Origin of the sequence: Phyllobacterium sp. SB3 (assembly GCF_040009165.1) — a bacterium.
GTDB lineage: Bacteria > Pseudomonadota > Alphaproteobacteria > Rhizobiales > Rhizobiaceae > Phyllobacterium.
This window is the reverse complement of the sequence record NZ_JBDYKI010000007.1, coordinates 41,610-54,059: the sequence shown is the minus strand read 5'-3', so window position 1 is coordinate 54,059 and position 12,450 is coordinate 41,610. Positions and strand designations below refer to the sequence as shown.

The 12,450-nt window shown below is 51.1% G+C and carries 12 protein-coding genes; 10 read left to right on the top strand and 2 right to left on the bottom strand.

The genetic code is table 11. The features are described from left to right. The first annotated feature begins 18 nt into the window (after nucleotides 1–18). Both ABKW30_RS22565 and ABKW30_RS22560 read left to right on the top strand, forming a co-directional pair. Nucleotides 19–813: a HAMP domain-containing sensor histidine kinase gene (locus ABKW30_RS22565; RefSeq protein WP_348601182.1), complete on the top strand. Its 795-nt coding sequence runs from the start codon at nucleotides 19–21 to the stop codon at nucleotides 811–813. Nucleotides 814–1,154: 341 nt separating this feature from the next. Beyond that, a complete protein-coding gene (locus ABKW30_RS22560) occupies nucleotides 1,155–2,210 on the top strand; it encodes an adenylate/guanylate cyclase domain-containing protein (RefSeq protein WP_348601340.1) in 1,056 nt (351 codons plus the stop codon). Here the strand turns inward: ABKW30_RS22560 and ABKW30_RS22555 are convergent. Beyond that, nucleotides 2,179–3,480 carry an aspartate aminotransferase family protein gene (locus ABKW30_RS22555; protein ID WP_348601181.1) on the bottom strand — a complete coding sequence of 434 codons (1,302 nt, stop codon included), beginning with the start codon at nucleotides 3,478–3,480 and terminating at the stop codon, nucleotides 2,179–2,181. The genes ABKW30_RS22560 and ABKW30_RS22555 overlap by 32 nt on opposite strands. 96 nt (nucleotides 3,481–3,576) lie before the next feature. Here ABKW30_RS22555 and ABKW30_RS22550 point away from each other — a divergent pair, with 96 nt between their 5' ends. Next, nucleotides 3,577–4,431 (top strand): LysR family transcriptional regulator, encoded by an 855-nt coding sequence (locus tag ABKW30_RS22550; RefSeq protein WP_348601180.1) that lies wholly within the window; start codon nucleotides 3,577–3,579, stop codon nucleotides 4,429–4,431. A 72-nt stretch (nucleotides 4,432–4,503) separates the two neighbouring features. After that, nucleotides 4,504–5,052 (top strand): helix-turn-helix domain-containing protein, encoded by a 549-nt coding sequence (locus tag ABKW30_RS22545; protein WP_348601179.1) that lies wholly within the window; start codon nucleotides 4,504–4,506, stop codon nucleotides 5,050–5,052. A 23-nt stretch (nucleotides 5,053–5,075) separates the two neighbouring features. Here the strand turns inward: ABKW30_RS22545 and ABKW30_RS22540 are convergent, their stop codons facing one another. After that, entirely contained in the window at nucleotides 5,076–5,342 is a 267-nt protein-coding gene (locus tag ABKW30_RS22540; protein WP_348601178.1) for a hypothetical protein, read from the bottom strand. Between the two features lie 219 nt (nucleotides 5,343–5,561). Between ABKW30_RS22540 and ABKW30_RS22535 the strand changes: the two genes are divergently transcribed. From ABKW30_RS22535 to ABKW30_RS22510, 6 genes are all read left to right on the top strand, one after another. Then, nucleotides 5,562–6,260, top strand: coding sequence for a CerR family C-terminal domain-containing protein (locus ABKW30_RS22535; RefSeq protein WP_348601177.1), 699 nt, complete (start codon nucleotides 5,562–5,564; stop codon nucleotides 6,258–6,260). Then, the gene (hlyD, locus tag ABKW30_RS22530) at nucleotides 6,257–7,270 is read left to right on the top strand and encodes a secretion protein HlyD (RefSeq protein WP_348601176.1); all 1,014 of its coding nucleotides are present in this window, start codon (nucleotides 6,257–6,259) and stop codon (nucleotides 7,268–7,270) included. Before ABKW30_RS22535 ends, hlyD begins: the two co-directional genes overlap by 4 nt. Continuing rightward, entirely contained in the window at nucleotides 7,267–9,015 is a 1,749-nt protein-coding gene (locus ABKW30_RS22525; protein ID WP_348601175.1) for an ATP-binding cassette domain-containing protein, read from the top strand. The genes hlyD and ABKW30_RS22525 overlap by 4 nt, the downstream gene beginning before the upstream one ends. Next, a complete protein-coding gene (locus ABKW30_RS22520) occupies nucleotides 9,012–10,172 on the top strand; it encodes an ABC transporter permease (protein ID WP_348601174.1) in 1,161 nt (386 codons plus the stop codon). The genes ABKW30_RS22525 and ABKW30_RS22520 overlap by 4 nt, the downstream gene beginning before the upstream one ends. 1 nt (nucleotide 10,173) lies before the next feature. Next, nucleotides 10,174–11,286 carry an ABC transporter permease gene (locus ABKW30_RS22515; RefSeq protein ID WP_348601173.1) on the top strand — a complete coding sequence of 371 codons (1,113 nt, stop codon included), beginning with the start codon at nucleotides 10,174–10,176 and terminating at the stop codon, nucleotides 11,284–11,286. 199 nt (nucleotides 11,287–11,485) lie between these two features. Continuing rightward, nucleotides 11,486–12,421 carry a sugar ABC transporter substrate-binding protein gene (locus ABKW30_RS22510; protein ID WP_348601172.1) on the top strand — a complete coding sequence of 312 codons (936 nt, stop codon included), beginning with the start codon at nucleotides 11,486–11,488 and terminating at the stop codon, nucleotides 12,419–12,421. Nucleotides 12,422–12,450 lie beyond the last annotated feature (29 nt).

Below are 12,450 nucleotides of genomic sequence, written 5' to 3'. Positions count from 1 at the left end.
CGCCGCTCCATCGAACCCGTGAACGACTTGCGGGAAGCCATCGCTGGCAAGGACAGTGGCAATCTTGCCGTAATAGAATTATCCACCCTACCGCGTGAACTCCAGCCGATTGTATTGTCTGTCAATCGTTTGCTCGAGCGATTGCGGTCGACACTGAAAGCGGAGCGCGAGTTCACCGCAAACAGTGCTCACGAATTACGCACGCCGCTTGCCGGCGCACTTGCGCAAACCCAGATGCTTAAATCTGAACTTCGAAGTGAAAACTCCAGATCCCGGCTGACGCATATCGAGGCATCTTTGCAAAGGCTGATCAGACTTGTCGAAAAACTTATGCAATTGGCACGAGCCGAGGCAAGGATTGGCACTTCAAACGAAACTGTCGACTTGGGCAATGTCTTGGAGCTTATCATAGAAGACTTCCATCGCGCCTCAGGGGCTAATGACAGAATCCAGTATACGAAGGCCGCTGCTGCTGCGCTTCGTCGTCCGGTAAGTGAAGATGCTTTTGCTATTGTACTTCGTAATCTTATCGAGAATGCTCTTATCCATGGTGATCAAAAAGCGCCCGTAAGAATCAGTTTCGAGCGAGGCGGCACTATTCGTATCGCAAACGATGGGCCTGTTCTTGCCGCCGACGAACTCAAATCTGTCCGGCAGCGCTTTGCTCGCGGCAAAACAATGTCTCCCGGTTCTGGCCTTGGCTTGTCTATTGCTACCGAACTGGCAACTCAAATGGATGCAACACTGGAACTGATATCTCCGGCCACCAACATGAGCACGGGTGTTGAATCCATCCTGCGTTTCAATGGATAGCCCAAACTCTACAATTGCAACAATCGGGATACTCTCCATTGATAACTCGGCATAACGCCTTGTATGCTTATTTCACCTCAGCCTGAACTGAGCATTGTCAGGGGGAATCGCGTTTGCGCAGAAATTCAACCGGGTTCTGGATTCTTGTTCTTTTCCTTGTGGCTTTGGGTGGTTTTTCGACGACTTCGCTGATTTGTGACGGTTCACCACTAATTGGTGCCATCCTTGCCCTTGCGATATGTATACCTGTCCTCGCACTTGAGCGCCGCTCCGCATTTCCGGCACTTCACGGATGGTTCACTTCATTAAACCCTGCGCAATTCTGGTCGCTTGCGCTAGGCATGGCCGCTGCCGGAGGAGTAGCTTTTGCAATTCTGACGGCAAAGGATTCTTTTATTGCAGGCGCAGTCTTCGGCATCTGTCTTTGTGTGCCAATTTTTGCTTTCGAGCGCGGAGTTATCCTGCAGAGATTACATGCGTGGACCAACCAACTACCTACATTCGGGTTTATTTTGGCTGGCCTTTCCATCTACTACGTTCTGATCAATATAGGTTTTGCGATTGCCGGTACGGCCATGTGGAGCATTGGCTTTATGAGTGGATCGTTCATGGAAGCAACAATAATTCCGCCAAACATCCTGCTCTACACGCTTGGTGTCTCTGCAATACTGACATTCATCTTGCGGGTGCGCGAACTGCTTGGGCGAGACATTTTTGCCAGCCTCATCGTTGGCCGCTACCGCCAACCTGTCAATGAGAACCGCGTGTTTTTGTTTATTGATCTTGCAGGTTCTACGTCATACGCCGAGAAGCATGGCGATCTGCGCGCGCAACAATTTTTAAGCGCTTTGTTTACAGCATATTCGGGACCGGTACGGCGGCATCGCGGCACAATTAATGATTATGTCGGTGATGCTGCTTTAATCACTTGGCCGTTGGAAAAAGGCATCCAGGATGCACGCTGCGTTTTCGACGTCCTTGATACAATTGCCGCAAGCGCTCCCAGATGGTTGGAGGAGTTTGGCCAAGTGCCAAGTTTGCGGGCCGCTCTCCATGGTGGACCTGTCATCACGGCGGAAATTGGCGTTGACCATCATAAGATCACTTACTTCGGCGATACCATAAACACCACTGCCCGGCTTGAAGGCTTATGCAGAACTTTGAGCGCCCCCGTCCTCATCTCCGGCGAACTGGCGCTACGCATCAATTTTCCCGCCGATATTATAACGGAGCAATTAGGAACGCATGGCGTTAAAGGTAAGGGACAGCCGCTCGCCGTGGTGGCGTTAAAAAGGAATGCCACAAATCAGGCAATCAACCTCTCCGAGTCGCAACTTTGTAAATTTAACGAGCCAGCCACTCGCATTACACACTTTCAGCAATTGCGCGTTCGATAATATCCACTCCCAAATCAATTTCTTCGTTGGAAACCGTCAGAGGCGGGGCGATGCGAAATACGCCACCCATTCCGGGAAGTTGCACAATGTTCATACTGAGGCCAAGTTCCATGCAACGGCGCGTTATCCTCGCACCAAGGTCGGGCGCAGGTCGTTTGCTTTGGCGATCTGCTACAATCTCCATCCCCAACAGCAGCCCCTTACCTCGAACATCACCGATACATTCAAACCGCTGCTGTAAATCCTTCAATCTACCGTTCAATATATTGCCAGCTTCGGCCGCACGGTTAACCAGACCGTCCCGCTGAACAATCTCCAGAACTTTAAGCCCAACGGCTGCTGGAAGCGGGTCAGAGACGTGAGTTGTATAGAACAAAAACTTGCGTTCATGGCAACGTTCCTCGATTTCCGCTGTCGTGAGAACGGCCGAAAGGGGAAGGCCTGCACCTAGGGTTTTGGACAAAACGAGGATATCAGGAGTAACGCCATCCCTTTCGCAGGCGAACATCAGACCCGTTCGCCCGATCCCGGTCTGTGCCTCATCGAGAATAAGGAGCATTCCCCGCTCTTCACATTTCAATTTCAACGCGGCGAGGTAACCTGTTGGCAGTTCAATAATTCCACCGGAGCTGAGTATCGGTTCTGCCAGAAAGGCTGCAAGATTACCCGTCGACTGTTGATCCACCAAGGCAAAAGCATAGTCGAGTTCTGCACGCCAGTCGGCCTCACCGCCCCGTTCAAATGTTGGCCGGTATGCATTGGGTACGGGGATTGCAAAAGACCCCACCGCTGGAGGACCATAGCCCTTGCGACCCGCGCTATAGGTAGCTGATGCCGCAGCAGCCGTCATGCCGTGCCAAGACTGGGCAAAGCTCACGACTTCCCACCCGCCGGTCGCAAGCTTGGCCATGCGCAGGGCAGCTTCATTTGCTTCGCCGCCTGTCGTGAGCAGCATGGATCGTTCGAGACCTTCGGGTGCTATGCGAGCAAGTTCTGCTGCAAGCTCAACCACCGGACGGCTTAACATGCCGCTAAACAGGTGATCCAGGTTCTTCACATGATGGGTTACAACTTCGGAAATCTCGGAATGGCCATGTCCCAGTATTGCGCTCATCTGACCTGAGGTGAAATCAAGAATTGCCCGGCCGTCAGCGTCATAAACAAAACTGCCCTGCGCTCGCTCAATGATCAATGGTTCAAACACACCACCGTAGCGTATGAGATGTTTGCGGGCGCTTGTCCAAAAGTCGGGATCAGAGTTCTTGCTCATGACTGGCTCCATATCCATCGGAAATTTCCAATAGACTAGAGAATTCATAACCATCGTGGTAGCTTATAGATCTAAATTGAGTATTCAATAAAACTTATGGCTTCTTACCTCGATATCGATCTACTCCGTTGTTTCCTGATGGTCGCCGAGACTGGTACGCTGAGCCGGGCGGCGGAGCGTATAGCGCGTAGTCAGGCCGCAGTTAGCATGCAGATGAAACGCCTTGAAGAAATCGTCGGTCAACCGCTGCTTAATAGAACTGGGCGTGGCGTTTTCATGACGGTTCATGGCGAACGTCTACTGATTCATGCACGACGTATCCTGCGATTGCACGATGAAGCCATGGCCGAACTCTCGGGGCGAAGCCTTAGTGGTACCCTCCGCTTTGGCTGTCCAGATGACTATGCCGACGCATTCCTGCCGGGATTGCTACGAAGTTTCGCCCAACTTCACCCGCAAGTGATGATAGAGGTTGTTTGCGCATCCACCCCTCGCCTTCTCACCCAACTTGATCGTAACATCTTAGACCTTGCGCTGACCTCGGTGCCCCTTGATACAGGCCACTCGGTCTTGCGTCGGGAAAGCCTCGTTTGGGTAGGGCAGAAAAGCGGCAGTGAAGATTGGTCTGTTCCATTTCGCTTGGCACTTGGTGATCCAGACACGCTCGATCACCGCGCTGCCGTAACTGCTCTTGCGCAAGCAAAACAGAGCTACGAAATAGCCTATTCTAGCGGCAGTCTGTCTGGGCTTCTTGCCGTCGTTCGTTCAGGTCAAGCCATTGCAGTGCTGACCAAAGCTGCCGTCCCGTCGGATCTTGCCATCCTTTCGAAGGCAACGCACCTACCAGATTTGCCCCAAATAGGACTTACTCTACGCATGGATGAGAAGCGGGCTTCGCCGCTGATACGTGCTTTCGAGGCGCATGCCCGCACACTTCTTTCAGCCCTTTGATATTTTGCGACATTACCAACCAGTTCAATCGAAAATTGACTACTTCGGTCGAAATTATGCTAACCTATTCGAATGCCTAGGCCGACCAAATCCGAAATAGATGCCGATATTCTCGACCGTGCTGCGGCATTGTTTGCCAAGCACGGTTTTGCTCACACATCCCTCCAGCAGATCGCCGACGCGGTCAACTATTCGAAAGCGGGATTGCTTCATCATTATCCAAGCAAAAAAGCGATTTATGATGCCGCTCTAAGAACGGGGCGCGATCACATGCATGACCTATTGGCTAACGTCGAAGGGATTCCTGTTGGCATTGAGCGAGATCGGGCCGTAGTGGAAGCTTCCGTCAATTACACCTTCGAGTGGCCCGGAATATCTGCGCTTGTAAATCGGTTGGCAGACAAAGAACAAGACATCGATCCTGAACTGACGGAGATGGGCCTCGTGATGTATGCTGCTCTTGGGATCGACTTGAATGCCGTTGAGCAGGAGCGCGTTGTCAGGGTGACCAGCGCATTTATGGGCCTTGGCATCACGGCACTACTGGCCACTCGTCTTGACTTAAAGCGTGAGTGGCGCGACCACATCGTTGCAGCGGCAATGAATGGGCTCGGCCATTAGATGAGGAAGCGCCTCACCGCCGATCAACGTATTTTACGTTCCAGCAACAACGCCATGACAACAATACCAAGAGCAAAAATTTCGTAGATCGCAACACTGAAGACGATGAGCATGCCTTTGTTCTGCTTGATATGCAAAACCGCATTATGCAGGATCGCCAGTGCGTTCTTCCTTTCAAAGATAATCGCTATCATGATGCCTAGAGCGAAAACACCATAGAAAATTATACTGAGTGCAATGAACTCAGCTCTGTGCTGCTTGATAATCGACAGAACGCTCAGAAAAGACAACGCATTTTCCTTGGTGTATGCGGCGAACAGGCTTTCAAACCGGCGAATCGGCCGACACTCCCATTGTCAGCACTCTGTCTTATATACCGAACCGGTCGTTTTGCAACCAGTTTGGTTGGTAAATTCTCTTGTTATTTCTCTCACGCTGCATATCGCTCCTTAAATAAATACAAAAGTCATTCGTTTGACTTATTTTTTAAATCAGCTTAAATTGAGGCCATGGAGAAACAAACACGAAAAACAAAACACGAGCCCAGTCGCGGTGAAATCGCCCGAGAAAAGCTCATTATCGTAGCTCTCGACCTATTCGGTAGATATGGCTTCGAAGGCACCAGCACACGGATGTTGCGTGATGCAGCAGGTGTGAATCTCCAAGCCATCCCATATTATTTCGGGAGCAAGGAAGGGCTTTATATTGCCACTGCCGAGTATCTGGGCGGGAAGATCAATTCTCATGTTTCAGACTTACGAACCAAGGTGCGTGGTCGAATTGAAGAGGTGGCCATGGCCGGACAAACTCTTTCACATGGAGAAGCGAGAGGATTTCTGAGTGAGATTCTTAAGGTCATGGCCGCCTTGTTTATTAGTAAGGAATCTGAACCATGGGCGCGTTTTTTGATACGTGAGCAGATGGAGCCAACAGAGGCTTTCCATGTAATTTACGCCGCCGTTATGAAGCCAATGTTCGAAGTGGGCTCAAGGCTCGTAGGCATCCTGCTCGAAGAGGAAGCAACATCCGAACATGTAAAGCTGCGTATCATTTCTCTTTTCGGTAGCTTGCTGATTTTTCGTGTGGCGCATGCTGCCGCAATGAGGTTGCTCGATTGGCGTGCTGTTGGCGCAAGTGAAGTCAAAACAATACAGGATTTGGTGGAAGAACTTGTTGCTGCCATTCAGCCTTTGAAGGTGCAATCATGAAACGACTGGTCGTTACATGCGTTGCATTATTACTGTTCGCAACAGGCCTTATATGGTGGTTCGACGTTCCAAACAAAATGGGCTGGGTCGAGTCAAAATCAACCCGACTGACACTGTACGGCAATGTCGATATACGTCAGGTACCACTCGGTTTTCGCGTTAATGGCCGCATTGAAAAAGTGTGGTTCGATGAAGGCGATAAGGTCGCTGCCGGTTCTGTTATCGCCAGTCTTGATGCTACGACCTACCGGCAGTCTGTTGATGCTGCAATAGCGGAAGTGTCCGCCTTGCGCGCCACTCTCGATAAAGCGGTTGCAGGGCCGCGACAGACAGAGATAGCTCAGGCAGAAGCCTCGCTTAATGAGCGTCTTGCCGATCTGGAAAATGTCACTCTCGCTTATGAGCGAGCCCTTCGTTTGCGTCCCAACGGAACCATTTCACAGTCCGGTTTGGATGAGGCTATTGCAACCAAATCGATAGCTAATGCGCGTACGGCATCAGCGCGGGAAGCTTTGGCGCTTCTCAAGGAAGGCACGCGTAAAGAGGATATTGAAACCGCGAAGGCCAATCTCGCAGCTGCTGAAGCAAAACTCTCCAGTGCCAGGACGGCGCTGGAAGACACCCAACTGCGTGCACCGAATGACGGGATAATTCTTTCCCGTGTTCGGGAACCGGGCTCCATCGTTGCGCCAAGCGATCCGGTAAGCGTTTTATCTCTGCTGAAACCTGTCTGGGTTCGCAGTTATATTTCAGAGATGGAACTCGGCCGCATACATCCCGGTATGGTTGTGGATGTTTATTCCGATACAAACTCCGACAAACCCGTGAAGGGCAAAATTGGCTTTATTTCGCCGGTGGCTGAATTCACCCCGAAATCCGTGGAAACGCCTGAATTGCGTACCGATCTGGTTTATCGGTTGCGTGTCATCGTGGATGACACAACGTCAGGTCTGCGACAGGGGATGCCTGTAACGCTTCGGTTGCCTATGGAAGCTGGCCAGAAGCCATGATGCTGCCGGATGATAATATTCAATCCGAATTCGTCCGTCTCTCAGGTATCAGCAAGAGTTTTGGTCAAAACAGCCCGGCATTGAAAAATGTGTCAGGAATCGTCCAAGGCGGCAAAATTACAGGATTGGTCGGGCCGGATGGAGCCGGTAAGACTACTTTGATCCGCCTCATCACCGGACTTATGCAACCCGACGTAGGCTCAATCAGTGTAGTAGGCTTCGATACCAAAACCGATGCGCCAAGCATTCAGGGCCTGATAGGTTACATGCCGCAACGCTTCGGTCTTTATGAAGATCTGACCGTTCAGGAGAATCTCAATCTCTATGCGGATTTGCGAAGCCTGCCGCTGAACGAACGCACTGCAGCGTTTGACGAGCTTCTGACTTTCACGGACCTGAAACGCTTCACGAACCGGCTTGCCGGGCAACTATCGGGCGGAATGAAACAGAAGCTTGGCCTTGCTTGCGCCCTGTTGAAAAAACCCAAACTGCTGCTGCTTGATGAGCCGGGCGTTGGCGTTGATCCGATCTCGCGCCGAGATCTCTGGAAAATGGTAAAAAACCTGACCAAGGACGGCATAGCTGTCGTTTGGTCCACAGCCTATCTCGATGAAGCCGAAGCGTGCGACACAGTACTCCTGCTTAACAAGGGCGAGCTACTGTTTTTCGGCCCGCCTATTGAGTTGACCAGTCGTGTAAAAGGTCGGGTGTTCAAACTCACCGGTATATCCGGTAGCCGCCGTCTGGCACTGTCAAGAATCCTTGACCGGCAAGACGTGGTCGACGGAGTTATTCAGGGCGAGGCTGTACGCATCGTCACCACTGCAGATATGAACGGCAATGATCTGGCTGACACTGCCGGAAAGAATGCGAAATTACACGCTGCAGAGCCACGCTTTGAAGATGCCTTTGTCGATATGCTTGGGGGCGGTCCCGGTGGACGGTCGAAACTTGCCGAAGCAGCCCCCCGAATTGACGATCAGAAAGGGAAGTTGGTCATTCAGGCGAATGGGTTAACCAAGCGATTTGGTGATTTTACCGCCGCAGACGGCATCACATTTGATATTCCGAGAGGTCAAATTTTTGGTCTGCTTGGTCCGAATGGCGCCGGGAAATCGACCACGTTCAAGATGCTGTGCGGACTTCTGAAGCCAACGCAAGGTGAAGGCCGGGTTGCCGGATTTGATTTGCGCCGAGATGGTGCTGAGGCACGTAATCGCCTAGGCTACATGGCGCAGAAATTCTCGCTCTACGGTGATTTGAGCGTCAGGCAAAATCTGGATTTCTTTGCCGGAGTATATGGCTTAAGCGGCACTCGTAAGCGCGAACGTATTTCTTTGATGAGCGAGATATTTTCGTTTGCCGCACGCGATAATATGCCTACCAGGGATTTGCCGCTTGGCCTGAAACAACGTCTCGCGCTTGCCTGTGCTGTCATGCACGAGCCGGAAGCGCTTTTTCTGGATGAGCCAACATCCGGTGTTGACCCCATAACGCGCCGCGAATTTTGGACTCACATTAACGGCCTTGTCGAAAAGGGAGTCACAGTTCTTGTCACTACCCATTTCATGGACGAAGCGGAGTACTGCGATCGGATTTCACTGATCTATCGGGGCCGCTCGATTGCCCTGGGCTCGCCCGATGAATTGAAAGCTGGAGTTGCTACCAAGCAGCAGCCTGATCCAACCATGGAAGACGCTTTCATTGCATTGGTTGAAGCTTCTGAACGAGAGGCTGCAGCATGAATGCGGTCAATGTGAGCAAACTGCGAGACATTGTGCGCGCGCGGCGATTTTTTGCACTTGTTCGCAAGGAGACATTCCAGCTTCTAAGAGATCCGAGCAGTATTCTCATCGCCTTTGTCCTGCCGGTGATCCTGCTATTTTTGTTTGGATATGGTGTATCCCTCGATACCGGGCGAACCCGTATCGGCCTTGTCATTGAAGAACAGACCCCGCTGGCAGACGACCTGAGCGCAAGCTTCAAAGGATCGCGATACTTCGATGTATTAGAAGGCAGGGATCGTAGGAACTTTGATGCGAAACTGGTAAGCGGCGAAATTCGCGGAATCATCATTATTCCCGCGCGCTTTGCGTCCGACTTCGCGGCAAGAGTGAACCCGGAGATTCAGGTAATTGTTGATGGATCTGATACCAACACGGCCAGTTTCGTACAAAACTATGCGCAAGGCGTCGTTGCGAGTTGGGTAGCTATCCGGTCGGTCGAAGCGGGAGCACAAGAAGGCGGCAGCACATCACCGATCAGTGTGGAGCAGCGCTTCTGGTTCAATCAGGAGCTGACAAGCCGTTTTTTCCTGGTTCCCGGATCAATCGCCATCGTCATGACGCTTGTCGGCACTTTGCTGACATCATTGGTTATTGCTCGGGAATGGGAACGCGGAACCATGGAAGCCATGATGGCGACACCCGTAACATCGGCCGAATTGCTTATGGGGAAAATTCTGCCCTATTTCGTACTTGGAATATTGTCGATGACCCTTTGCGTCATAATCGCCGTGTTCCTGTTCAGCGTGCCATTCCGGGGCTCAATACTCGCTTTATATCTATTATCAGCGGCATTTCTAGTGCCTGCTCTGGGTCAGGGATTGCTCATATCAGCTGCTACGAAAAACCAGTTTCTGGCATCGCAACTTGCCTTGATATCAGCTTTTCTTCCGGCATTTCTGCTGTCAGGTTTCCTGTTTGAAATCAATTCCATGCCGGTGGCTATACAATGGATCACCTTTATCGTTCCTGCCCGTTACCTTATACCAAGTCTGCAAACATTGTTTCTGGCCGGGGACATATGGCCAATGTTCCTGAAGGCAATGGCTGTGATGCTGTTTATCGGTAGTATATTTTTTATTCTGGCTGCCCGCAGCACGCGCAAACGGATCGATTGACATGTGGTGGACGCGGCTGAAGGCATTGATCATCAAGGAACTCCTCGCGGTTCTCCGCGATCCGAAGAGCCGAACGATTTTAATTGTTCCGCCGATAATTCAGCTTCTGGTATTTTCCTATGCGGCCACACTTGAAGTCAGGAATGTCGATATCTTAGTACTCAACCGCGACAGTGGCCATTGGAGCGAAGAACTCATAAAGCGGATCGAAGGTTCACCAACCTTCCGCAGTTTCTCGCACACGCAGGATCAGTCGCGCGTTCAAGATTCAATAAGCAATCAGGCAGTCATTGCTGCGCTGGAGATCGGCTCAACCTTCTCTCGCGATATTGAGGCTGGGCGACCAGCAACAGTTCAGATCATATTGGATGGGCGTAAGTCTAACGCTTCACAAATTGTAGCAGGCTATCTGAGCCAGATCGTCGGAAGACTTTCTCTGGAAACCCCATCAGGGATGAAAACTCAGAACACAATGATAAACGTAGTGCCGCGCAACTGGTTCAACCCCAATCTGGATTTCCAATGGTTCATGGTGCCAAACCTGATCGCGAGCATTGCAATGCTGATTGGCTTGATCGTGACCGCCCTGTCGATAGCGCGCGAACGTGAACTAGGGACTTTCGATCAACTGATCGTTTCGCCATTGCGAACGCACGAGATCGTCATCGGCAAGTTGATACCACCTATGATGATCGGCATCTTCCACATGACAATGTATCTGCTGGCGGCGATCTTTCTGTTCCAGATCCCCTTTCGGGGATCGCTGATCTATCTCTACGGCGGCGGTATTATTTATCTTGCAGCGATTGTAGGGATCGGATTGTTCATCTCCGCTTTGTCGAAAACACAGCAACAGGCTATTCTCGGAGCATTCCTTTTCATCGTTCCAGCAATTCTTCTTTCAGGCTTTGCAACGCCCATCGAGAATATGCCGCAGTGGTTGCAACCGATTACCCTCATAAACCCGCTTCGATATTTTCTGGTTATAATCAAAGGGCTTTTCCTGAAAGATATCGGACCTTTCGAAGTGCTCCACCAGACAATACCGCTTGCACTCATAGCTGTCGTAACTCTTTCGGCAGCTGCTTGGCTGTTCAGGCGACGCTTGGAGTAGAAATTCTCGTTATGCTAGGCGCTTTTTCCGCAGAAAAACACAATAACTCCAATATGAAACGTTTCATATTGACATTATCAGCAGTCCATGGCCTTTAATGTATGGATACGATTTGCCTGCTTTCAGCAGCAGAACGTTCATCGCCGTGTTGGAGGACAAGGCATAACTCAATTCATTTTGTGGTTCTGGGAGGAATACAATGAAATTCGCGAAATTTATTGCCGCCGGTATTTTGGCAGGCACGATGTTGATGCCCGCAGCCGGCTATGCTGCTGATAAGCCTGTAGTTGGCTTGGTGATGAAGTCTCTTGCCAATGAATTTTTCAAAAACATGCTGGAAGGCGCAAAGGCCGATGAGGCAAAGCGCGGCGACTATACACTTAAAGCCGTGGGCATGCAGTCGGAAACAGATGTCGAAACCCAGATCAACGCAATTGAAAGCTTCATTACTGAGAAAGTCGATGCGATCGTTGTCGCTCCATCTGACTCCCGTGCATTAGTGCCACCTATCAAGCGGGCGATGGATGCTGGCATAACAGTTATAAATTTCGACGTAGCACTTGATGAGAAAGCCAAGGAAGAAGCCGGAGTGAAACTGGCTTTTGTAGGGCCAGATAATCGCGGTGGCGCAAAGCTTGCGGGCGATGCTTTGGCCAAGAAACTTGGTGAAGGTGCCAAGGTTGTCATCATTGAAGGCAATCCGGGTGCTGATAATGCAGCTCAACGCAAACTTGGATTTATGGACTCTGTAGAGGCCGGGAAACTTGACCTGCTGGATTCCCGCACCGCACATTGGGAGACGGAAGAAGCCAATACACTGTTCTCGAATATGCTTACTGCTCATCCTGATATTCAGGGCGTCATGGCCGCCAATGATTCAATGGCGCTCGGCGTGGTCAAGGCGATCGACGCGGCCGGTAAGACCGGGAAAATTGAGGTCGTAGGCTTTGACAACATTCCCGCCGTTCAGCCCCTTCTCAAGGGAAAAAAGCTTCTTGCGACAGTTGACCAGTTTGGGCAGTTGATGGCTGCAGATGCCATCGACAAGGCTTTGAAAGTAGTTAAAGGCGGAGCCCCACTTGAAGGCTGGGTCAAGACTGACATCAAGCTCGTAACGTCCGACGGCGTGAAGTAAAACCGTTTGGCTGCATCACTGCATGGTGC